Origin of the sequence: Paenibacillus sp. FSL K6-2862, from assembly GCF_038005125.1 — a bacterium.
In the GTDB taxonomy this organism is placed as follows: domain Bacteria; phylum Bacillota; class Bacilli; order Paenibacillales; family Paenibacillaceae; genus Paenibacillus; species Paenibacillus illinoisensis_A.
In genome coordinates, this window is sequence record NZ_JBBOSN010000001.1 from 1683707 (window position 1) to 1706163 (window position 22457).

Here is a 22457-nt window from a genome sequence, read left to right on the forward strand (position 1 = left end):
AGACAAAAACATCGGATTTTTTTTTGTTTTCTGAAAAAGACGCTGACCTACTTCATCTTTTACAATAAGAAAACAATATTCGAACGAACAGGATTGGGGGGGATCACATGAAAGCCGTTAAAGAGCATCAATCCTGGTTCAGTCTCGGGATCATCTGGGCTGGCGCAGTCATCAGCATCCCGAGTTTGTTGGTAGGGAATGCGCTGATTGCTGGCATGGGACTATCGAAGGTATTACTTGTCACGTTAGTAGGTTACTCCATTATTGTGCTGCTCATGATTTTGCAGGGGATTCAAAGTACGGATTTGGGAAGGCCGACGGTTCAGGTCGCAGGTCAGGTGTTTGGCAAAACAGGGTCTCGAACGATTCTGTCCATTATCCTCGCTATTGCGTGTCTTGGATGGTTCGGGATCCAGGCGAATGTATGCGGGGAAGCTTTGGCCAATCTGCTAGCCGAGATCGGTATCAATATTCCTGTACCGCTGGCATCACTCATCTGCGGTCTCGTGATGGTCGTTTCGGCCATGTACGGCGTTAAAGTGCTGCGGGTGATCAGTTATATTGCTGTGCCTTTATTGATCGGAATCAGCGTGTACGGTCTGATCGAAGCATTGACTGGGGACTCTCTGCAGATCATCCAAAATTATAAGCCTGCGGCCGTTATGAATTTTACCGACGGACTGGCCGTAACCCTAGGTTCATTTGCGCTGGGGGCGGTCATCGCGGGAGATTATTCGCAATTTTCGAGAAAACGGTCTGATGTCCTGAAAGCCGCTCTATTCGGGATTGTTCCGGCAGGCTTGCTGATGATTGGTGCAGGAGCCGTCCTGACGATTGCTTACCAAGCCAGCGATATCACAGCAACCTTTTTGAGCATCATGACGCCGTTTGTTGGCGGTGTGATTTTGATCTTGGCTACATGGAAAACGAACCTTGTGAATGTGATTTCAGGTGGTTTTGCCTTAATTAACGTGTTCAACGTTTCCAAGGAGAAAGAGAAGTGGGCTGTCGGTATTGCGGGAACCCTTGGGACCGTACTGGCTGTCGTTGGCATACTTAACTATTTTACTCCCATCATGTCCATTCTGTCGGCTATGATTCCGCCGGTGGCAGGCGTGATGATTGCTTCGTATTGGGTGCTTGGCAAAGGGGATAAGAGTCGCTGGCAAGAGGTTGAGGGTGTGAACGTGTTGGGCGTTGTCTCATGGCTAGTGGGCGCGATCATAGCCTGCACGCCTGTCGTGTTATCCTTGTTCCCAAGCCTGCCGCAGGTACCCAATCAGCCGTTGACCGGAATTGTCATTTCTTTTGTCATATATTATATCGGCTATCGTTTGTTTGCTCAGAAGACTGTTATATTGGAGGAATCATAAATGAGATATTTAGATGAAACAGCTGTTGAACATATTGCCGTCGGAGCAGCATTTCTGGGAACAGGTGGAGGGGGAGACCCTTATATCGGAAAATTGATGGCTCTCTCGGCCATTAAGAAGTTTGGACCAGTCAAACTATATTCCGTGGACGAGATTGGGGATGAGGACTTTTTCATTCCAGCTGCGATGATGGGGGCGCCTTCCGTATTAGTGGAGAAATTCCCTCGCGGGGACGAGTTTGTGAAGGTTTTTCAGAAATTAGCGAATTATTTAGGAAAAGACAAGATTGCGGGTACGTTTCCGATGGAAGCGGGGGGCGTCAATTCCATGATTCCTATTGTTGTTGCGGCACAGCTAGGATTGCCTCTGATCGACTGTGACGGTATGGGCCGGGCGTTCCCGGAGCTCCAGATGGTGACGTTTAACCTGGACGGCATTCCAGCGACACCGATGGCCATAACGGATGAGAAAGGGAATATTGGCATCTTTGAGACCATTGACAACAAATGGACAGAACGGCTCGCCAGGGTAGCTACAGTCGAAATGGGGGCCAGCTCTTTAGTCAGCCTGTATCCGGCAACGGGTGCACAAATGAAGCAGAGTGGCGTTCATCACATCGTAACCCTGTCCGAACAGATCGGAGCAATCATTACATCGAAGAATCGAGATGCCAAGGACAAGCTTCAGGAACTATTGAAACGGGTATCCGGCTATGAGCTATTCCAAGGAAAAATTGTGGATGTCATCCGTGAAACCAAGGGTGGATTTAATCTAGGCTGCATGCATCTTGAAGGCATCGAGGCGTTTAAAGCCGGGGAGATGAAGGTTCATTTTCAAAATGAAAACCTGATTGCTGAAAAGAACGGTCAGGTGATAGCGATGACGCCCGATTTGATCTGTCTGGTTGATTTCGAAACCTTGCTGCCTGTGACCACAGAGAGCCTGAAATACGGTAAACGCGTACGGGTTATTGGATTGCCCGCTCATGAAAAGTGGAGAACGGATAAGGGAATCCAAACCGCAGGTCCAAGATACTTCGGCTATGATTACGATTATGTACCACTTGAGGAAATGGTGAAAAAGGCGGTGGCTGAGAATGTATAGAATCGGGATCGATGTAGGCGGCACCAACACAGATGCCATCATTTTGAACGAGGATCATCAGTTGATCCATGCGGTGAAATCCCCAACAACCTTGGATATTCGCACAGGGATTGAAACCTCGCTCCAGCAGCTGCTGCAGGGGGCGAATATTGATAAAAATCAAATCACACATGCCATGTTAGGCACAACACAATGCACCAATGCCATTGTTGAACGGAAAAAGCTAGCCCAAGTCGGTGTCATTCGTCTGGGGTACCCGGCAACGGCTTCCGTTGCTCCGTACACGTCCTGGCCTGAGGATATGGTTCAGAAACTTTCGGGTAAATATGCTCTCGTACAGGGTGGATACGAATATGATGGTCAATTGCTTGGAGAAGTCGATGAAGGCGAAATCACAGCTATTCTGGAGGAGTGGCGCGGTAGTATTGAATCCATAGCGGTCATCGGCGTATTTTCATCCCTTAAAAATGACCAGGAGTTCCACGTTCGCGATCTCATCCATCAAATGTATGGACCCGAATTTCCTGTTTCCTGTTCTTCATTGATTGGTTCGGTTGGTTTAATCGAACGGGAAAATGCGACCATCCTCAATGCGGCACTGTGCAAGGTCATTGAAACGACAACCGAAGGGTTTGTGAAGGCATTAGAAGAAGAAGGTATATTGGATGCTGCGGTGTTATTATGCCAAAATGACGGTACCTTAATGTCAGTAGATTACGCTAAACAGTTTCCGATCCTGACCATTGCCTGTGGACCTACGAACAGCATACGCGGTGCCTCTTATTTGGCAAAAATCAAAGATACGATGGTTCTTGACGTGGGCGGCACGACTTCGGACATCGGCGTTTTGCAGGACGGCTTCCCGAGGGAATCGTCGGTTGCTGTCGAGGTTGGCGATATCCGCACGAATTTCCGCATGCCGGATATTATCTCAGTGGGACTGGGCGGCGGAAGCATCGTGCGCTCGGAGAATGGCAAAATTACAGTTGGCCCGGACAGCGTAGGATACAGGATCGGACAAGAGGCACTTGTCTTTGGCGGGAATACGCTCACGACTACGGACATTGCCGTTCGGCTGGGTCTTGCAGATGTAGGGGATCAGAGCCTGGTAGCGCATCTGGATGAAGACTTTGCTAAACAGGTGCAGGACGAAATTGCAGCCATCATCGAACAGACCATTGATAAAATGAAGACATCTTCAGGTGATGTTGAGCTTGTGTTGGTAGGCGGCGGCAGTGTCGTGATTCCGGACACCATTCGCGGGGTATCCCATATGATTAAGCCTGAGAACGGGGGCGTGGCTAATGCCATTGGTGCGTGTATTGCCCAAATCAGCGGCCAATATGAGCAGATTTACATCTATTCTACAGAGCCCCGTGAGGCAGCATTAAGAGATGCTCGGGAAAAAGCCGTGAAACAGGCGGTACTTGCTGGCGCCGATCCGGCGACGGTTGAGCTCGTGGAAGTGGAAGAAACCCCGCTCGCTTATCATCCGGGAAATGCGACAAGACTTCGAGTGAAAGTCGTAGGAAACATGAAGTAAAAGAGGGCTTCACATGAGTTGATATAACTTGTGTGGGGCTCTTTTTTGTGATCGACGAGGTGCAGTTGATGAGTGGAAAAGCCTGAGCAGTGAAGCAGGTGAAGAGACTATTTGATAACTTTGCGAATTACTTCTGGTGTAATATACTTAGTATATTAATATTATGATGTCAGGGTGGTCTTGTGGAATTGCATTTATACGAGCAGATATATGTCTATATTGTACAAGAGATCAAAGACGGTCGATTAAAAGAAGGAGACCGTGTCTCTTCTGAAAAAGAGTTGGCTGAACAATTTGGCGTCAGTCGTATTACATCTAAAAAGGCTCTGGAGAAATTGGCAGATTCTGGGGTTATTAAACGGATACAAGGGAAGGGTTCATTTGTGGCCGATGGTATCATTGGAGGACAAGAACCGAAGCACTATTCAGAGGTAAGAACGACCTTGGTTCCTGAGGATGATAAGCAGTTGATCGGGTTTATTATACCGAATTTTTCTGACGAGTTTGGTTTACAACTTCTTAGATCGATGGAAAAGCGGAGTGCTGAGCATAATTATCAACTCATTATCAAGCGAACCTGGGGGGATCGGGATGAGGAAAAACGTGCGATTGACTTATTTATTGGTTTAGGCATCAAAGGATTAATCGTGACCCCCATTCATGGTCAACACTATAATTCTGAACTGCTTCGACTTGTATTAGATCGGTTTCCAATTGTTTTGGCCGATAGATATCTAAAAGGAATTCCGGTTTGTTCGGTATATACAGACAATAAGAAAGCAGCCATGGATCTTACGCGTCATCTGATTAGCAGAGGTCATAAAAAAATTGCCTTTTTATCTCCGCCGGAAGAGAACACTTCAACATTAGAGGAAAGGCTGCTCGGATATACATTTGCCTTCACCCAGGAAGGAATGAATTTGAACAAAAATTATGTATTGACGAACTTGATGGGCACCCTTCCCAAGAACATAAATGGAACAGCGATTGAAAATGATAAAGAAATAGTAAAGCATTTTTTGGAACAACACCCTGATGTAAAGGCGTTTGTCGCATCGGAATTCCTAATAGCTACCATGCTGGCTCAAGTCATCCACTCGATGGGGAAATCTCTGGAGGAATTCGAGATTGTTTGTTTCGACTCCCTGAACGATCACCTGGGTCAACCCATCTTCACTCATATTAAGCAGGATGAGAAGCAGATGGGTGAATTGGCAGTGGATATGTTAATCTCTCAATTGCATGGAACAGCAGTTCCCGAGCTGAACATTATTAAACATCGTATGGTCGTGAAAAATAACGGGTAAGGTTTATATAAGGGCAGCTAAACCAAAGCAATTGTTCAAAGTGTCGAGAAGTCCCAAGGGGCTTATCGGCACTTTTTTTGATATCAGACATATAAACTTCAAAGCAGGGACCTTCCTGGCCTGATATCGCAAGAAAAATCCCTTTTAGACGCGGTCTGTCTTCTATGAAGTATATCGATAGATAGGCGATTTTCTTATGGTAAAGCATGTTTCACATCAGGGAATTGGTTAGGGGACCGGAGATTAACCAACCTTGAAACGTCGATTTCTATATCTAAATTATAGCCATACATCATGAATAGTGATGTCGTAATATTGCAATTGACATGTTTTATAATGTCATATTAATATACTTAGTATAACTAGTGGGTTCCTATAACAAATTCACGGTGTTCATCATTTTCTGATTTTAATAGTTCATATCACCAGAGTTGTTAGCGCTTACATAAGTGTGGATGATTAGAAAATGAAGTGGATCCTATAGGAATTCAAGTTAAACGAATTCATTTAACTAAGGGGGACTTTGAATGAGGAGATCCAAAAAATTCGCATTTCCAATTCTTGTTTGCTTTCTGGTTATGTTACTACTTGTAACGGCTTGTTCAACGAAGGGAGGCTCTAGCGATCAGGCCGGAGAGGGGATTACAACGGTTACGATGTGGCATGGTCTTACCTCCATTGATTTAGATAATATGAATAAAGTCGTGAAGGCATTTGAAGAGAAAAACCCTACGATCAAAATGAATTTGGTTTATACAGAATCCAACGAGGGATCCGATCAGAAGCTGCTGACTGCAGTCGCAGGCGGTAATCCTCCTGACGTTGCACTTTTCGATCGGTTTAAGGTCGGTACTTGGGCTGCGCAAGGTTCTCTGACTGACTTATCCTCGATGGCAGCAGAATCCGGAATACGTAAGGAAATGTATTATCCATTTGCATGGGAGGAGTCCAGTTATCAAGGAAAGCTTTATGCAATGCCGATGGATACGGACTCTCGCCTGCTATTTTACAATAAGGATCATTTCAAAGAAGTAGGGTTGGATCCCAACAAACCACCACAAACGATCGCCGAGCTTGAAGCGGCCGCCGATAAGTTAACCATCAAGGAAGGTAAACGTTTCAAACGGATCGGGTTCATCCCATGGTATTCGCAAGGCTGGCTGTATACTTGGGGATGGGCATTTGGAGGAGAATTCCAGGATGCTGCCACCGGCAAAATTACCGCAAATGATCCTAAAGTCGTTGAAGCATTACAATGGATGACCGACTTCGGCAAAAAATACAATGTCGAGGATATCGCCGGATTCACAAGTGCAGCGGGTACGGAGGAAATGGATCCGTTCATTTCCGGTCAAGTCAGCATGAAGATAAGTGGGAACTTTACGGTGAAGGGTATCGAAAAATTTAAGCCGGATTTAAACTACGGTGTTGCACCAATACCGACCCCAACAGGTACTAATTTTACGACATGGTCGGGAGGCGGGTCCGCTATTATCCCTAAAGGCGCCAAGAACATCGCAGCTGCTTGGAAATTCCTCGAATTCTTAGGGAAAGAAGAGGGGCAAACGTTATTAAACGCTGACTCTCAAATTTCGGTTATCGATTCGGTTAACGACAAATACGGTTACAAGGACGATCCGATTATGAAGGAATTTATCAATATTTTGCCCAATTCACATAACCGCCCGGTTATTCCTGAAGGACAACTGCTGTGGAATGAGTTAGCTTCCGCAACGGAAAAGGCTACCCGCGGTAACGGTACTCCGAAAGAGAACCTGGATAGAGTAACAGAGACTGTTAATAAGGCTCTAGAAAAATACGACAAATAGGGTGCTCGGTAGGCAGGGAGCGAACTCTCTCTCCTTGCCTATTCATGAATGACAATTGGAAGGAGAATGTACATGGCGAAACTGGCCGATCCAGTTCAAGTAAAAGCAATTCCATCGGCAAGGAAACGAGCACTCCACAGAACTAACGTGATTGGGTGGCTGTTTGCTTCACCTTGGGCTATAGGGCTGCTATGCTTTTATGCAATTCCCATGCTAATGTCCATCTACTTCAGCTTCACTACTTACAGCATTCTGCAGCCTGGTGAATTTGTCGGAATGAATAATTATAGAGATCTTTTCCATGATCCTCTGTTTTGGAAATCCATATACAACACGATTTATTTTACGGTATTTTTTGTTCCATTAAGTATATTTTTCGGTGTGGCACTCGCTATGATGTTGAATATGAAGGTCAAGGGTATGGCTGTATTCAGAACGATCTTTTTCTTACCTACTCTCGTGCCACAAGTAGCTCTGGCTGTTCTGTGGATGTGGCTGTTACATCCAAACTTCGGATTGGTGAACGGGATGTTAGCGAATATCGGTATCGATGGGCCCGCTTGGCTTGGTGGTGAGTCGTGGTCCAAGCCCTCTCTCATTCTGATGTCGCTTTGGGGTATTGGGCAAGCTGTTGTTATCTACCTTGCTGGATTAGGAGACATCCCTGAGGAGTACTATGAAGCGGCGCAAATCGATGGAGCTAACTGGTTTCAGAAAACGAGAAAGGTAACCCTGCCTTTGCTCACTCCCGTTATTTTCTACAACCTTGTCATGGGAATGATTGGTGCATTCCAACAGTTTACTCTTCCCTATACGTTGACCAAAGGGCAAGGAACTCCTGCAAATTCCATGACTTTCTACGTCATGTATTTATATGAGAACGGATTTAGGTATTTCAAAATGGGTTATGCCTCCGCAATGGCCTGGATCCTATTTATTATCGTTATGGCATTAACCGGAATTATTTTTATTACGTCTAAACGCTGGGTTCATTATCAGGGGAAATAAGGAGGAGGAAGTAAGGGATGAATCCTACCGCTATCAAAAGAATCAATCGTGCGTTAGCCTATGTATGTCTAATTGTTGCTTCTGCATTTTTCATGATTCCGTTCATTTGGCTGCTTTCGACTTCTCTTAAACCACTCACACAAATCTTTACATTCCCACCAGAGTGGATTCCGCGTCCAATTCTGTGGAGTAATTATTCCCGTGCTGTTGAGTATATCCCTTTCTGGACATATCTGAAAAACACGGCGATTATAACTATCGTTAGTACGCTTGGTGTGATCATATCCTGTCCCTTGGTTGCATATAGTTTTGCCAAGTTAGAGTACCGTGGGAGAGGTATACTTTTCTTTGTTACCCTTGCTGTTATGATGATTCCCGGACAGGTGACAATGATTCCTCTATTCCTGTTGTTTACTAAATTAGGTTGGGTAGGGACACCTCTTCCACTGATTGTACCCCAATTTTTTGGAGTGCCCATTTACATTTTTCTGTTACGGCAGTTTTTCATGGGACTGCCTGATGCCCTGCGCGAAGCGGCCCGCTTAGACGGCGCTAGTGAGTTCCGCATATATTTACAGATCATGTTTCCACTAGCCAAATCCGCCGTATTAGCCGTGGCATTGTTTCAATTTATGGGGAGCTGGACTGATTTCATGGGTCCCTTGCTCTATTTAACCAATGAACCATCTTACACGGTTTCGCTCGGATTGCAGCAATTTCAGAGTCAAAAAGGATCGGAATGGGGTCTATTAATGGCCGTATCCACCTTGATGACATTACCTATTATCGTTTTGTTCTTTTTTCTTCAAAAGACGTTTATTAGCGGCATTACATTTAGCGGTATAAAAGGTTGAACATCATTTAAATGAATTAAGCTCCAACGATGCGGAACCCAAGGGAGGTTAGGACGGACCAAGGCAGAGACGGGATGCTGAATTTGATTAAATGTAAGGGTGTGGGTCATAAGCGGCGCGGGAACATACAGCATTTTCGGAAATACGATTACGCTCAAATTTGCGGACGGCAAAACTGAGCGGTTCGTATTCTTCGTCCATTCGGGGAAAGATGGAAATCTGAATTCGCAGGATATCCAAATCGGCGACCGCGATTTTTATGTAGATAACGATTGATAGGTCCGTTGGAAAAAAGTTAATAAGCAAAAAGGCAGCGACATGTAAAGCAGAAGCTGCCTTTTTGCGTACCAATGCATTCTGCATAACAATGAGGCCCGCGGGCAGATGGAACGATAGTTTGTGGATTTGATATAAATGTAAACCTCTGGACCGACTTATAAGAAGCAACCTGTCGGAGATGGAGGATTAGCCCTCTCTTCGTCTAATAATATATATGGGAACATTACGCGAATTTCATATATTGGCTCCTACGCAGGAAATGGGTGAATTCGTAGTACTTCATTTGTCTTTTCAATGCACCAAGGGTATGAAATTAGATTTTTTGATGTCAATATGGGCGAGAATCCACCTGTATTTCTTTGGTACGAAGGAATGGAAAACCCGGCATCAGCTATTAAGTTATTTTATACATTCGAGGAGTTCTTGTTACAAGAGATTGAAGTTCATTCAAGCGTAAGTTGGAGAGATTAATATAGTAGGATAAATTCGAAGAGGTCTGGAGCATCACATAACAATATATTCACGCTGCGGACATTCGTCCTTGGCCCGGCATTCGCCGGACACTCGACATGCGTCGAGTCGTGAATACGGGAACGTTATTAGGAAATCAACATAAGGATTTAAAGCAAAAGCTGAAAAAGCTACTCCTAACCTTAAAGAATAGAGGCTTAGAATAATGAAAAACAGTAGAATAAGAATGCTGATAACATTTTTTTTTTGGAGTAACATTCATTGTTTCTGCTGGAGCAATTGTTTATGTATTGAAGAAAGATAAAAATAGCATGGATTTAGGGCTATTACTGACTATTAATTCATTCTCATTTTTAATTGTAGGTCTAAACCTCATTGTCCTAATCACAAGAAGAATTCAAGGGCAGATGAAAACTGGTGAATAAAAAAAGAGTAACTCTTGGTATTGTGCTCGATTCAATAAAGATGCTGACATCCTACAACAACGCATTCACGTATGGATGCTCTATTGCCCTCGATTGTCAGATGTATAAACATAGAAGGGGCTCAGACAACAAACGCCCTGCCTAAGATAAGAGCTATCTAAGGCTGTGCCGTTTCGTGAATACAAGAACATTAGAATAAATTTGGCGAAGTGAGAAAGTGAAATTTAGAGGAGTAATTTATGATAATAGAAACTGAAATGACAATCAAAACATTAAAAGATCTTGTTAGTTCAGGGGAGAAGCATTTTAAACGAGTCGAAATAACGGAGTACGGAAAAATTCGAAATTTCAATTTTAGTGAAGTGATATTTGAAGAATGCATGTTGTCATTAGATTTTACTGGTTCTTCATTTAGAAGTGCTAAGTTTATTAACTCAAACATTAAAAATTCAATTTTTAGTGAAACAGATTTATCTAATTCGGAATTTTTTAATAATAGTATTGATGCTTGTGTGTTTAGGAATGCAAATATAGAAGGAATTATTTTTTTGAAAAACACTCAATACTCAAGTGAAAATACAATTGAAGATTTAAAAGAAATGGTGAAAAAATAAGAGAGATTAATGTGATAGTGAATCAAGAAGGTCCAACATCATCTATGAGAAATCACTCTAAATAATATAAATCAGTTAATTGTATTTTATATTAATTATTTTTACTAAAAAAATTTAGGGGATGATTATGTTGCATATCAGAGAAGCTACCATTAATGATGCCGAAGGAATTGCAAAAGTTCATGTGGATAGTTGGAGAATTACATACAAGGGGATTATTCCTGAGGAATTCTTAACCAATCTATCATATAAACAAAGAACTGAACTATGGATTAAAAATATCGGAAGAACAGACAATTTTGTGATAGTTGCAGAAAATAAAGAAGGGGAAATCATTGGATTTGCAGATTGTTGGAAGAGAGAAACAAATACGGTATCCAACTCAAGTGATTTGACCTCAATTTACATACTCAAAGAATATCGAGGGATTGGGTTAGGGAAGGAACTACTTAAAAGTATATTTTTTCGATCCAATGTATTGGGGTATCAGAAGATATTTGTTAATGTTCTAGAAGATAACAAGGCACGCTATTTTTATGAGTATTATGATGCTCACTTATGTGAATCAGTTCAAATTAAAATTGGAGGAAAAGTCCTTAATGAATTGATTTATGAATGGGATAACATTGACGGTGTATTAGCAAGATTAACTAAAACGAATTAAAAAAGTGAATGTATTGCCGTGGGGGTTATGACATCTCATAACAACGAGTTTATAGATTCAGGGCATTGGCCCCTCGCCCGGCCAAGTCCGAGGCTTTGCCCTTAAGTCGGTGAGACTTCATGAACACAGGAACGTTATACGTAATACTTCGAAAGTAGGAATAGTATGAAAATAAACAAGGCGATGAGAAATTTATTGAATGGGTTAGCTCAGCCAAACGAATTGATAAGTTTGAATCTATTCAACCCCGATTTTTGTGTATGGGATAATTGCATTGTAATTGATGCTTCAAGTTTAAGAGAGAGAGGTTCTATTGAAGAAACCATTTATCATGATCGAACGGATTTGGAAGCCTCAATTAATCATTACCATCTAGACGACCTAAGAACTGGAATAAAACTCATTTCTAATTGGGAAGAGAATTTAAAGTTGAGCTATCCAGAAAGGGACTTTATTTTAATTTTAAGTTCTACAACTGAAGGAGAAGATGTCGTTATTAGGTTCTATCAACTCAGAGATAATGAAGCTGAATGGATTAAATTAAACAATCTTGAAGGATATAAAGAAGAAGCCATTTTAGTAATTAAGATTTTGAATGAAGTTCAATGATGCGAATTACTTTTTATAACATAATGTTTACGCAGCGGACAGTCGTTCTTGATTCGCATACGCCGGATACTCAGCATTGGCTGAATCGTTAATACAGGAACGTTATGCGTAATTACCTGTAAATATTAAAGATAATATTTAAGGAGATAACTTATGAAAGGTAAGATACTCTTATTATTTTTTATGACGATAATGTGTTCATCTTGTCAAGATAGTAGTCAACCGACTACTTTAAACAGCGAAACTAATTCAATAATGAATTCAGAACTGCCTTCTGATGTAGTGAGTACAGGTGATGGAACAGAATCAAAAGAAAAAACGGAAGGTCGATCAGATCCTGCTAACAATAAAATATTACCCATGAGCATTGGAAAGCTTGATTCGAAAGGAGAATTTTATGATGAAATGCTTCGTAACCCTATAGATCATGATTATGAATTGGAATTTAATGAATTTCAAAATTCTAAAGAGATTATTACAACATTGGAATGGGGGGCATTTGAAAGCAAATATACAGAGATTTGGGATAAAGAGTTGAATCAAATATATAAAACGCTTCTTTCTAAGTTGGATAGAGAACCAAGAGAAGCACTAATTGAATCGCAGAAAGAATGGTTGCAGTATCACTTAAGGGAATCAAAATTTGTAGAGGAGACATTTATTTATAATGGTTATCTTGGATCAAAAGGACCGGTAAGCCTAACAACTTCTATAAGGGAGAGAATTAGAGAAAGAACAATGCAATTATTGGAATATCGATATTTACTAGATAGTGAAGTTGAGTTTGTTTACCAAAATAAAAAATAAAGTTGAAAAAGGTTTTTAGGTGATGCTTCGAATGCAGTAACGGCGTATATCTCTGTATTCAAGCTGCTGGATACCACCCTTTGGTTTTTAGATGTATAATCATGGAAGAACAGTCAGATAACATACGACCCAGCCGAAGATAAGATTATCTATAACTGGGTCGTTTCGAGAATACAAGAACACTATCAGAAATCTTCGTAAATAATAATTACGCAAGGAGCATCCAATGAAGATTCAAAAACCAGTAATTATTGAAGGATACAATAATGAATGGCCAAGATCGTTCAATATAATAGAATCGGTTATTTCCAACAAATTAAATGGTCTGGTATTAGAAATTGAACATGTTGGAAGTACATCAATCCCGAGTCTTTCAGCCAAACCAATTATTGATATAGATGTAGTAATTGAATCTATGGACTGCCTACCACAGGTAATCAAAAAGCTAGAAGAATTGGGATATATTCATGAAGGTGATTTGGGGATTAAAAACAGAGAAGCATTTGCAAGAAGGGACGTTTATGTACCCTACACTAGTGAAGGCAATGAGAAGCACGAACATCATCTATACGTATGCAATAGGGAAAGTGAAGAATTGAAAAGACATATAATGTTCAGAAATATACTAAGAAAGCATCCCTTATTAGTATCTGAGTATGCGAATTTAAAATTCCAACTAGCAAATAAATACAGAAACAATCGCCAAGCCTATAGTGCTGGAAAGACAGAATTTATTACGAGAATAATGAATGAATATCAAGATATTTAAGTGTATTTCAGGTAGACGGTTACATCTGATAACAAAGCTTCTTCGCTGCATTCCATTCGGCCGTTGATTTGCAAGCTGAGGTAACCAGAGAAGCGGATTCATCTTACCACCCTACGGGGCTAAGTCTGTCGCTTCTTAAACCTCTTTGGTTCGTAGATAAAATAAACGTTAGCTAAATTCCCTAAACTACCTATTTAGAGGTGTACATTCAGAGATGTCTTATACAAAACCGGTTATTAGAGAACCTTATTATGCTTGTCCAAAGTGGTTTGATAATGATGTGCATCGTTCAGATTATCTTACGCTCTCGGGCAAGTGCACATCTTCTGAAGTGGAACTCTTTTTAATACATTTATTTGGATATAGCAATACAAATATAGATCAATCAATGGAAGATACTTTTAATGAACTATTTGCGAATGAATCTGTAGCTATTTTGGGTGGTGTTGCTTTTTATGAAAGTGAAGAAAAATATATTATGCCAAGTTGTTGTTGTGGTCTAGAACAATTTAAGGAGATTTATAATTCTATTCTTAATAGAGAGAGTCCATGGCTTGGACATGATCCTTTACCGGAAATAACTTATAAGGATAACATGGCATTCGTCTGGTCTGATGATCCAGATTCTAATGATAGATCGGACGTTTTCCATATTGATTTTAAGTTTGAAGAAATTTTATCTTGTCTTGAGCAATCCCAATATGACTTGAAAGATTTTATTGATAAGCCGCTCTTTGATTGGATTTATCGAAGAGATCAAGCTACAGCTAATAAAATGAAAGATAGAATGTATGAGTGGTTTTTTTAGGAATTGTAATTATTAGTATTTCTAAGAAGGCAGAAACAGCAGCTATCGTTATATTCACCTGCGGATCGGCTGTAGCTGCCATAAAATTTTCGGGTTGGTGAATACATACAGTTATCCGGCCCCGAATCTATAAAATAACCGATGCAAAGGAAGATGAGAAATATGGAAAAAGGGAGAATTATATTTTTGAATGGTGTAACAAGTTCAGGTAAAACCTCAATAGTAGAAGCTATGCAAACTTACTCTGAACCGTTTTTTTATGTAGTGGCCAATGATCTTTTTGAAAATACGATTGGTGATAAACACCTACAAGATAATTACTGGAAGCATCTAAGTGAAGCCATAATTATGATGTATCACACAGCAACATTATTTTCGGATCGTGGAAAGAATATCTTAATCGATGGGATACTTGTTGAAAGACCTGAGTTAAAGCCACATTACGATAAGGTCATAGAAGTTTTTAATGGGTATCCTTTGGATATTGTTGAAGTGTATTGTCCTTTGGATATCTGTCGTAAGAGAAATGTAGAACGTGGTGACAGAAGGGAAGATCAATCTGATGAGCAAAACAAAATAATGTCGCAAAACATTTGCTATAGCTGCTCAGTTGATACAAGTTTAAATTCGCCAGAAGAATGTGCGGAAATTATTATTACATCCTTATTTCAAAATAACAAATAATCATAAAATTACAGTTAGGAGCCTCTATGAAGCGAACAATTATGATTAGCGATATTCATGGATGTATTGATCCATTGAATCAAATGCTGCATCTGATCGAATTTAATTCGATAGATGATCAGTTGATTTTGCTCGGGGATTATGTAGATAGAGGGCCTAATAGTAAAGCAGTAGTTGACAAAGTAATCGAGTTAGTAACTGTTCATCATGCCATTGCTTTACGAGGTAATCATGACCAACGATTGGTTGATTTAATAAATAATGATAGCGAATTGATTAGATCTAAATTTATCGAACATGGGGGAATACCAACCCTTCAAAGTTATTGTGATATGAATATCATGGATAGCGAAATGTCTAATGAGATATTTAATCAAGTAAAGGCTACAATGAAGACTTCTTATGGTCATCACATCGATTTTTTAAGTAAACTACCTTTATATCACGAAGACCATAATCACATTTATGTTCATGCGGGGTTGAACCCCAGTGTTATGGACTGGAAGAACCAGCCAGAGCATGATTTTATGTATATTAAAGATGAATTCATTCGACATACTTTTGAGAATCTAAACAAAAAAGTTATCTTTGGACATACACGAACGATGGATATCCATGGCACATCAGATATTTGGTTTAGTGTTGACAAGATAGGAATTGATGGCGGGTGTGCATATGGAATGCAGTTGAATTGTTTAATTTTCCAAGAAGGATTGTATACAACGGAACAGGTAAAGAACTGTTGAAAGTTAATCTGGATTGCAGGAGACATATACTAAAATCATATCCACACATCGGAGCCTAATGGATCCTCGGTCCACGGGAAACGATTGGCAGGGAAGCAGCTCATCGGGCACATCCATATCGGCTGAGCAGCGTGTTCGCTCCCTCTGTCGCATAAGTCGCTTGAGCGTTGTCAGTACAAGAACGTTGTATGAAATCTTTGAGAAGGTGCGAAATGAATAAATGGATCGTACTCTTAATTTGTTTCCTTCTATTTGCAACAGGTTGCAGTACTACATACAGAATCAACACCGATGCAACCAAAGAATTAATAAAAAACTTGAAAGAACTGTCTCCGACAATCGAAAGAGTCCAATTTACATTTACTCGTCCAAACCTTTCTTGCAGAATAGATATGAGTGAGGAGCCGAGTAAAGAGGAACTGGAGTTCATTCTTACGGAACTGGATGAATTTTCAACTGTAGATAACATCAACGAAATTGCTCGCAGTGTCAAATGGGGGTTGGAAATATCCAATATCTATCTGGATATCAATACGGATAAGAATAAAAAGACAATTGAACATGCGTATTATGCTAGGTATTTCAAGACATCCGACGCCAGTGACCACTCAGATACAAACTTTGAGGGGTACGAGACGTGGTATGAGTTGACCGAACAATAGAAATGGGTATCCTTCTTAAAACCACTCAAAGGTTCTCATAAACAAAGGGTAGCATCCTAATCTTGAACGAATAAAACAAGCCGAAGCGACAGAATTACACGCTTCGGCTTGTTTTTGTTTGTTTTTCTTTTAACTAAACTCTAACCCAATCTTACTTCGCACTTACCGACTTAAACCAATCATTCACTTCTTGTGTGATCTGATCTCCGCCGTTGGATTTCCAGTTGGCGACGAATTGGTCAAAGGCATCGATCGGCAGTTTGCCGTAGATGATTTTGTTGAAGGTTTCCATCTCGGACTGGCGGAGCAGGTTCCATTTGGAGACCATCGTTGGTGTGGCTGCGCCGGTGAAGTAGTTTTGTTTACGAATGTCCAGCTGCGACATCACGACTTTGGCAGCGGCCCAGTTTTCAGGTTTGCGGAACTCGGCCATTTGTTTCTCGTATGGGGTTTCGGGCTTCTCGCCGTCAGCCAGCTTCACGAGGGTTTTCATGTACAGATCCGGAATACGAGCCGGACCAGTCAGGAACGGGAACTCGTTGGAGAAGTCTTTGATCTTCTCTTTGTCACTGGTCGGTTGACCGTCTACGATATCCCAGTCATATCCTTTGGCAAAGCCGTATTCGTATTCACTGCCTGCAGCCGGGTTGGCCAGGTTATCGAGCAGGTAGTTATAGTACAGGAAAATCGCTTCGGGATGCTTGGCATCCTTATTGATCATGATGCTGGCGTTGACGCCAGAGTTCTGCCACTTCGTACCGATCTTGCCGTCTGGACCAGCCGGAATAGGGTAGGCTTTGTATTTTGCGCCAGGTACGTTCTTGAGCAGGTCAGGTGCAGGCCAGTCGGGTACCCAGTTTGCGCCAGGCAGGATACCAGCCGTACCAGCAGTCCAGCTTTCAGCAGACTTGCCTTCGTCCCACAGCGCGGAGTCGGTATGGATATACCCTTTGTTCATCCATTCATTCAGTTTGGCAAGGGCTTGCTTGGCACCGGGATTAATGGAGCCGTACTCCAGATTGCCGTTTGCATCTTTGTTCCATTGTTCCTGGATCGTGCCGTAAGCGCCGAACAACCAATCGAGCGAGCCCATCCAGGTGTTGGTGTTATTTTTCAGCGAGATTGCCAGTGGGAATACTTTATCCGGAGACAGGCCGTCCGGGTTCTCGTTTTTGAATTTATCCATGATATTCTCAAGATCTGCGATGGTCTTAGGTGCTTCGAGGTTCAGCTTCTCCATCCAGTCTTCTCTGAGCCAGAGCAGGGTATCATCGTTATCGGTGTACTCCAGGATCGGCATGTTGTATCTCTTGCCATCCTTGGTGAACGGGTACCACAGCTCGGGATGCGCTGCAGCGTGGTCTTTCAGTATTTTGTTGGCGTACTTGTCGAACAGTTCATCGATGGGGATGAATTGACCGGAGTCGATCAGCTGATTGGTGAGTACTGCGTTCGTTGGAACGGATACGAAATCAGGCAATTTCTCGCCTGAAGCAATGGCCAGCTGCAGCTTCTGTCTGTATTGATCGTCATTGGCAGGATACCACGAATCCTTATGCTTCATGCCCAGCGTTTCGAGCATCCAGCGATCGTGTACGTTGTTTTCTTTGGTGTCACCTTGTACGTATTTCTTCGGCATACGAACCGAACTGAATTCGATGGGTGGATCATATTTTCCTTTGGCAAAAGCAGCTTCAGCTTCAGCTGAGCCGACCGTCGCCGGCGTATCGTCTGTACCATTCTCGCTGGCTGAATCGCCACTGCCGCACGCAGTGATGGTGATGAGTGCGATGACCATGAGCAAGGACCACCATGTTTTGAATTTGATCATTGTTCAATCCCCCTACGGTGTATGATCTTTACAAGTGTAACTGTACCAATTCAGGCGGGAGGGCATCTATATGAGTTTGTTAGTTTCGATAGGACTCTATTAGTGAAAGTTCAAAAAGATCGGTTTTCAGTACCGAGAAGATGGGATAAAGCTAGAAATGGAGTAGCGGAGCGTAGGAAGCTACGTGAGCAACGGACATTTCGGCTGAATTCCATATTCGATGCTGATGATGCCGTTAGGCATGATTCGTAATCAAAAGCGGACTTTTTGAACAACCTCTATATGCTGTTTAATGTTGGTCTCTATATTCCTGCGGGGTAACGCCGAACTGACGCTTGAACACTTTGATAAAATACGCCGGGTCCATATAGCCAATCTCCATGCTGATTTCATATACTTTTTTGGTGGTCGTGACCAGCTTGTGGCAGGCCCGATCCATGCGCAGGCGCGAGATATATTCACTGATGCCTTCGCCCGTTTCGATCTTGTAAATCTTGGACAGATGGGTCGGATGCAGATTGACATGATCGGCGAGCACACGCAAAGACACATCCAGATGCAGATTCTTGTCCGTAAACTCCTGAACCTTCTTCACATACTCGGACCGGATATCCTTGACCTCGTTGGACGTGCCTTCCTTGAGCTTGGCGAGGACGCCAAGTGACCATTTCCGTAATTTGCCGATGGTAGAGAAGGCCTCTCCGCTCTGAAGATACTCAATATCGCTGCCCATGAGGCTCGTCAGGGTCAGCTTGTTTCGGTGGGCGAGGTTAGTGAACGAAGCGGTAATGAGAAAACCAGCCTCCATGCAATGCTCCCACGATTCCGACCATTTCTCATCCAGCTCTGCGCAGACGGCGAGTATTTTCTCCTCAGCAGCATCCCATTGTCCGCTCTCCAGCAGATGGATGAAGGTGGGCGGGGTGTACAGCACGTCCAGCGGACCTTGAGCTGAAGGTGTCTCCACATCACTGACGCGCATGACGAATTCGCGCTCGTCCCCAACGATCTGCCGGAAATACGCGGAGGCCTGACGGAAGCGAACGTAGAGCTGGTCCGGAAAGGTAAACCACTCGGTCATGACAATGGAGAGGGAGCCTTTCAGAAACTGTTTTACTTTGGATTGAAGCTGAATGGACAGCTTCTCCAGAATGGTCTCTTTTCCAATATCGTCATTTCGTTCCTTCAGCTGCAGCAAAAACACTACATATCCGTGTTCCTCCTTCACACCCCACACGTGCATAAACTCACCCATAATTTCCTCCGCCATGTTGATGATGGCATACTCGATCAGGGTCTGATCGTGGCTGTCATAGTGTCCGAATTCTTCATCCAACCGAACGAGCATGAGTGCGGCGTCCCCGGCGTGAAAGGGCAGATCGTAATTGGTGAGTTTTCGCTCCCATTCGCCGGATGAAAACCGGTGCCCCTGCAATGCCTTCAAAAGCAGTCGTCCACGCAAGTGTGGCAGGTTCTCTCGTAAAGTAAACTGGGTCCGACTCAGTGAACTGACGAGCTCCCATTCAATGTTTAATTGATCGATGGCCTTCTGCACGGCGCCCATTAATTCATCGTCTGTCGGCGGTTTGAGCAGGTAGTCCACGGCTTCGTACTGGATGGCTTTTTTGGCGTAATCGAATTCGGAATAACCCGATAATAGAATGCATTTTATTTTTTTGTCCCGGATCCGGATGCGTTCAATTAGTTCAATACCTGTCATTTCCGGCATCTGAATGTCCGAGATCACGATATCGATGGGGTGGGTGTCGATCAGTTGTAAGGCTTCATGCGCGGAGTACGCCCTGTGAACCTGTTCGATCCCCAGGGTGTGCCAGGGCTTGGTCATGGACAGGTTATCGACCCAGTGTGCTTCGTCGTCTACGATGATCATCTGCATATTGTATCGTCTCCTTGTTGATTGAACTAAGGCATATTTACACTTGCCACTCCGATGACAGAACAACCTTCCGATCGCTGTTACCCCCGGATTTTTTATGAATACTTTATAAAGGTGAAAATCTGGGGATAAAGGCGAACGCTTCGCTTCTTCAGGTTTTTTCTGTCCTCTACGTTCACGTGTAGATATTTCGTTTCAAATGAAATGGCTCAACTTATATTAATGTCGGTATCTCACTCAGAATTTGTATCGTCCTTCGGCATCTCCCAGACGATTTCGGTGCGGAATCCGCCAAGTGGAGATGGGCCGAATTGAAGGTGGGACTGGCTGCCGAACAGATGCATGATTCGCTGGTTCGTATTCCAGAGGCCGCAGCCCATTTCCTCCTGTAGTGGCTCCTGCATTTTCAGGTTCAGCGCATCGTACTGTTCCGAACTTAAGCCGGGGCCGTCGTCGTCAATATAGATTTTGCCGTAACCATCCACGCTCTCGCCGGTAATGCGAATCTCCCCGGATGAATAGGACTTCGCCACACCGTGTATAACGGAATTCTCGACCATCGGCTGAAGCATTAATCGCGGTACAGACTGGGCAAGCATGTCCTCAGGGATATCGATATGATACTCAATTCGTCCATTGCGCAGCTTTTGAATATCCAGATAGTTGATGAGCAGCTTGATCTCGTCCCGGAGCGAGGACGTCTCCCGTTCCATGCGGGTGGTGTACCGATAATATGCACTCAGATTATGTGCCATGGAAACGACGGCCTGCTCGTCCTTCATTTGAGCCATGTTGATGATGTAGCCAAGACAGTTATATAGAAAATGGGGATTGATCTGCGCCTGCAGCTGCTTCAGCGTTGCTTCTTTGGCTCTGATTTTCTCATGGAATACATTCTCGATCAGGTCTTGAATCTGGTGAGACATATCATTGAATCGATGAAACAGGAATGAGAACTCATTCTGATCCTTGCTGTGCAGCCGTACGGAATAGTCACCGCGCTGCACGCGGCGCAGGCCCTGGATCAATTTTTTGATCGGAGATTGAATGTTTCTGTACAGCAGAATCGAAGCGGATATACCCACTACAAACAGCAGCGTCATAAAGAGGTAGAACAAATTTCGGCTGAGCGAAATCGGCTGCAGGATCTGATACAGTGGGACCACGTCGACCAAATGCCAATCCAGATAGGATGATTTGACTGCGCTAACCAGATACTTTTTTCCATTCAGTTTCACAACGTCCTGTGCAGTATCCTCCAGGGAGAGTGTATCCAGATATTGAATAAGTTCCTCCGATAACTGACTGTCCGCACTACGATTCATAATGGGGTCATTGCCCTTGTGATAAAGGAAAGGATCTCCCTGCCCACCTGCCTTGTACGTATCGAGCATGTTCTGAATGTTCTCATAACTGAAGCTGGCCTCAATGACGAGATTGCTGCCGGTCAACATCCCCGGTTGGGCCAAGGAATCGGTGTAAAACCAGTAAAAGGACTGCATACCCTCCTGCGATTCCGCCCCTTGATCCCCGTATGTCCATTGTCCGCTCATATTACGTTTCAAGTAATCCTCGTCATACCCGGAAGAGCGGTTGTAGTTGGCGATAACATCCTGATTCTGCTGCGAGTATACGGCATATCGGGTGTTCCATATATCCGTGACGCCAGATTGGAGCACCATCTTCTCCTGAATGGCATAGCGGGTCTGCATCTGATCATACCGATCATCCCATATGTTCAGACCGTTAAATGCGCGGACATTGGGATCTCTTGAAAGGATCAGACTGAAATCCATCATCTGATTAATGCGGGAATCGATCTGACTGGCTAGAAACGTGAGCTGTTTCGTATTCGAGATCTGCAGTTCTTTGCTGACCACGTTATAGGTGACGTTGTTCGAGTAGGTATACATGATAATAATGGGGATGAACAGCAACACGATCAAACAGTTGATTTTTGCAAACAGGCTGAAGCGGGAACGGGTCCTTTTTTCGAATAATATAAAGCGCTTCCATATATGCATAAAAAGTCTCCTTCGTATTGGTGTTTGTAAAGACTGGTATTCACCAGATTCCTAACAAAACCCTATCCGGCCTAACAATGTTATATAGTCAGAGCTCAGAATGGCCTGATACTATTTATAGCAGAGAACCCCATTAACACACAAAACTT

20 protein-coding genes are annotated in these 22457 nt (G+C 43.0%); 16 read left to right on the plus strand and 4 right to left on the minus strand.

Going from position 1 to position 22457, the window contains the following annotated elements; genetic code table 11:
• Positions 1–107 precede the first annotated feature (107 nt).
• The 7 genes from MHB82_RS07690 (at position 108) to MHB82_RS07720 (ending at position 9018) form a co-directional block, all read left to right on the plus strand.
• Positions 108–1373 (plus strand): cytosine permease, encoded by a 1266-nt coding sequence (locus MHB82_RS07690; protein ID WP_341174328.1) that lies wholly within the window; start codon positions 108–110, stop codon positions 1371–1373.
• Positions 1374–2477: a DUF917 domain-containing protein gene (locus MHB82_RS07695; protein ID WP_095360453.1), complete on the plus strand. Its 1104-nt coding sequence runs from the start codon at positions 1374–1376 to the stop codon at positions 2475–2477.
• A complete protein-coding gene (locus MHB82_RS07700; protein WP_341174329.1) occupies positions 2470–4020 on the plus strand; it encodes a hydantoinase/oxoprolinase family protein in 1551 nt (516 codons plus the stop codon). Before MHB82_RS07695 ends, MHB82_RS07700 begins: the two co-directional genes overlap by 8 nt.
• Before the next feature lie 182 nt (positions 4021–4202).
• Positions 4203–5327: a GntR family transcriptional regulator gene (locus MHB82_RS07705; RefSeq protein WP_341174330.1), complete on the plus strand. Its 1125-nt coding sequence runs from the start codon at positions 4203–4205 to the stop codon at positions 5325–5327.
• Between the two features lie 527 nt (positions 5328–5854).
• Complete coding sequence (locus tag MHB82_RS07710; protein WP_341174331.1) at positions 5855–7156, plus strand: ABC transporter substrate-binding protein; 1302 nt, start codon at positions 5855–5857, stop codon at positions 7154–7156.
• A gap of 72 nt (positions 7157–7228) precedes the next feature.
• Entirely contained in the window at positions 7229–8164 is a 936-nt protein-coding gene (locus MHB82_RS07715) for a carbohydrate ABC transporter permease (RefSeq protein WP_110757450.1), read from the plus strand.
• Positions 8165–8181: 17 nt separating this feature from the next.
• On the plus strand, positions 8182–9018 hold the full coding sequence (locus MHB82_RS07720; RefSeq protein WP_095289351.1) for a carbohydrate ABC transporter permease: 837 nt from the start codon (positions 8182–8184) through the stop codon (positions 9016–9018).
• A gap of 87 nt (positions 9019–9105) precedes the next feature.
• Here MHB82_RS07720 and MHB82_RS07725 read toward each other — a convergent pair whose 3' ends face one another.
• The gene (locus MHB82_RS07725; protein WP_095360449.1) at positions 9106–9381 is read right to left on the minus strand and encodes a hypothetical protein; all 276 of its coding nucleotides are present in this window, start codon (positions 9379–9381) and stop codon (positions 9106–9108) included.
• 1051 nt (positions 9382–10432) lie between these two features.
• On the opposite strand from MHB82_RS07725, the gene MHB82_RS07730 reads away from it, so the two are divergent.
• The 9 genes from MHB82_RS07730 (at position 10433) to MHB82_RS07770 (ending at position 16556) form a co-directional block, all read left to right on the plus strand.
• The gene (locus MHB82_RS07730) at positions 10433–10807 is read left to right on the plus strand and encodes a pentapeptide repeat-containing protein (RefSeq protein WP_341174332.1); all 375 of its coding nucleotides are present in this window, start codon (positions 10433–10435) and stop codon (positions 10805–10807) included.
• A 130-nt stretch (positions 10808–10937) separates the two neighbouring features.
• Positions 10938–11471 carry a GNAT family N-acetyltransferase gene (locus MHB82_RS07735; protein WP_341174333.1) on the plus strand — a complete coding sequence of 178 codons (534 nt, stop codon included), beginning with the start codon at positions 10938–10940 and terminating at the stop codon, positions 11469–11471.
• A 183-nt stretch (positions 11472–11654) separates the two neighbouring features.
• Positions 11655–12080: a hypothetical protein gene (locus tag MHB82_RS07740; protein ID WP_341174334.1), complete on the plus strand. Its 426-nt coding sequence runs from the start codon at positions 11655–11657 to the stop codon at positions 12078–12080.
• A gap of 153 nt (positions 12081–12233) precedes the next feature.
• On the plus strand, positions 12234–12887 hold the full coding sequence (locus MHB82_RS07745) for a lysozyme inhibitor LprI family protein (RefSeq protein ID WP_341174335.1): 654 nt from the start codon (positions 12234–12236) through the stop codon (positions 12885–12887).
• 226 nt (positions 12888–13113) lie between these two features.
• Entirely contained in the window at positions 13114–13656 is a 543-nt protein-coding gene (locus MHB82_RS07750; protein WP_095360444.1) for a GrpB family protein, read from the plus strand.
• 214 nt (positions 13657–13870) lie between these two features.
• Positions 13871–14464 carry a hypothetical protein gene (locus MHB82_RS07755; protein WP_341174336.1) on the plus strand — a complete coding sequence of 198 codons (594 nt, stop codon included), beginning with the start codon at positions 13871–13873 and terminating at the stop codon, positions 14462–14464.
• A 162-nt stretch (positions 14465–14626) separates the two neighbouring features.
• A complete protein-coding gene (locus MHB82_RS07760; protein WP_341174337.1) occupies positions 14627–15148 on the plus strand; it encodes a phosphotransferase-like protein in 522 nt (173 codons plus the stop codon).
• 26 nt (positions 15149–15174) lie between these two features.
• Positions 15175–15894: a metallophosphoesterase family protein gene (locus MHB82_RS07765; protein ID WP_341174338.1), complete on the plus strand. Its 720-nt coding sequence runs from the start codon at positions 15175–15177 to the stop codon at positions 15892–15894.
• Between the two features lie 392 nt (positions 15895–16286).
• A complete protein-coding gene (locus MHB82_RS07770) occupies positions 16287–16556 on the plus strand; it encodes a hypothetical protein (RefSeq protein WP_341174339.1) in 270 nt (89 codons plus the stop codon).
• Positions 16557–16707: 151 nt separating this feature from the next.
• Here MHB82_RS07770 and MHB82_RS07775 read toward each other — a convergent pair whose 3' ends face one another.
• The 3 genes from MHB82_RS07775 to MHB82_RS07785 form a co-directional block, all read right to left on the minus strand.
• Positions 16708–18387, minus strand: a complete 1680-nt coding sequence (locus MHB82_RS07775) for an ABC transporter substrate-binding protein (RefSeq protein WP_110757432.1) — start codon at positions 18385–18387, stop codon at positions 16708–16710.
• Between the two features lie 289 nt (positions 18388–18676).
• Positions 18677–20284, minus strand: coding sequence for a response regulator transcription factor (locus MHB82_RS07780; RefSeq protein WP_341174340.1), 1608 nt, complete (start codon positions 20282–20284; stop codon positions 18677–18679).
• A 233-nt stretch (positions 20285–20517) separates the two neighbouring features.
• On the minus strand, positions 20518–22308 hold the full coding sequence (locus MHB82_RS07785) for a cache domain-containing sensor histidine kinase (protein WP_341174341.1): 1791 nt from the start codon (positions 22306–22308) through the stop codon (positions 20518–20520).
• Positions 22309–22457: the final 149 nt, after the last annotated feature.

Excerpts from the sequence above, each read along its gene's own strand:
- MHB82_RS07690 (WP_341174328.1), top strand. The coding sequence starts at position 108 with ATGAAAGCCGTTAAAGAGCATCAATCCTGGTTCAGTCTCGGGATCATC.
- MHB82_RS07695 (WP_095360453.1), top strand. The coding sequence starts at position 1,374 with ATGAGATATTTAGATGAAACAGCTGTTGAACATATTGCCGTCGGAGCA.
- MHB82_RS07700 (WP_341174329.1), top strand. The coding sequence starts at position 2,470 with ATGTATAGAATCGGGATCGATGTAGGCGGCACCAACACAGATGCCATC.
- MHB82_RS07710 (WP_341174331.1), top strand. The coding sequence starts at position 5,855 with ATGAGGAGATCCAAAAAATTCGCATTTCCAATTCTTGTTTGCTTTCTG.
- MHB82_RS07715 (WP_110757450.1), top strand. The coding sequence starts at position 7,229 with ATGGCGAAACTGGCCGATCCAGTTCAAGTAAAAGCAATTCCATCGGCA.
- MHB82_RS07720 (WP_095289351.1), top strand. The coding sequence starts at position 8,182 with ATGAATCCTACCGCTATCAAAAGAATCAATCGTGCGTTAGCCTATGTA.
- MHB82_RS07725 (WP_095360449.1), bottom strand. The coding sequence starts at position 9,381 with ATGCAGAATGCATTGGTACGCAAAAAGGCAGCTTCTGCTTTACATGTC.
- MHB82_RS07730 (WP_341174332.1), top strand. The coding sequence starts at position 10,433 with ATGATAATAGAAACTGAAATGACAATCAAAACATTAAAAGATCTTGTT.
- MHB82_RS07740 (WP_341174334.1), top strand. The coding sequence starts at position 11,655 with ATGAGAAATTTATTGAATGGGTTAGCTCAGCCAAACGAATTGATAAGT.
- MHB82_RS07745 (WP_341174335.1), top strand. The coding sequence starts at position 12,234 with ATGAAAGGTAAGATACTCTTATTATTTTTTATGACGATAATGTGTTCA.
- MHB82_RS07750 (WP_095360444.1), top strand. The coding sequence starts at position 13,114 with ATGAAGATTCAAAAACCAGTAATTATTGAAGGATACAATAATGAATGG.
- MHB82_RS07755 (WP_341174336.1), top strand. The coding sequence starts at position 13,871 with ATGTCTTATACAAAACCGGTTATTAGAGAACCTTATTATGCTTGTCCA.
- MHB82_RS07760 (WP_341174337.1), top strand. The coding sequence starts at position 14,627 with ATGGAAAAAGGGAGAATTATATTTTTGAATGGTGTAACAAGTTCAGGT.
- MHB82_RS07765 (WP_341174338.1), top strand. The coding sequence starts at position 15,175 with ATGAAGCGAACAATTATGATTAGCGATATTCATGGATGTATTGATCCA.
- MHB82_RS07770 (WP_341174339.1), top strand. The coding sequence starts at position 16,287 with ATGAGTGAGGAGCCGAGTAAAGAGGAACTGGAGTTCATTCTTACGGAA.
- MHB82_RS07775 (WP_110757432.1), bottom strand. The coding sequence starts at position 18,387 with ATGATCAAATTCAAAACATGGTGGTCCTTGCTCATGGTCATCGCACTC.
- MHB82_RS07780 (WP_341174340.1), bottom strand. The coding sequence starts at position 20,284 with ATGCAGATGATCATCGTAGACGACGAAGCACACTGGGTCGATAACCTG.
- MHB82_RS07785 (WP_341174341.1), bottom strand. The coding sequence starts at position 22,308 with ATGCATATATGGAAGCGCTTTATATTATTCGAAAAAAGGACCCGTTCC.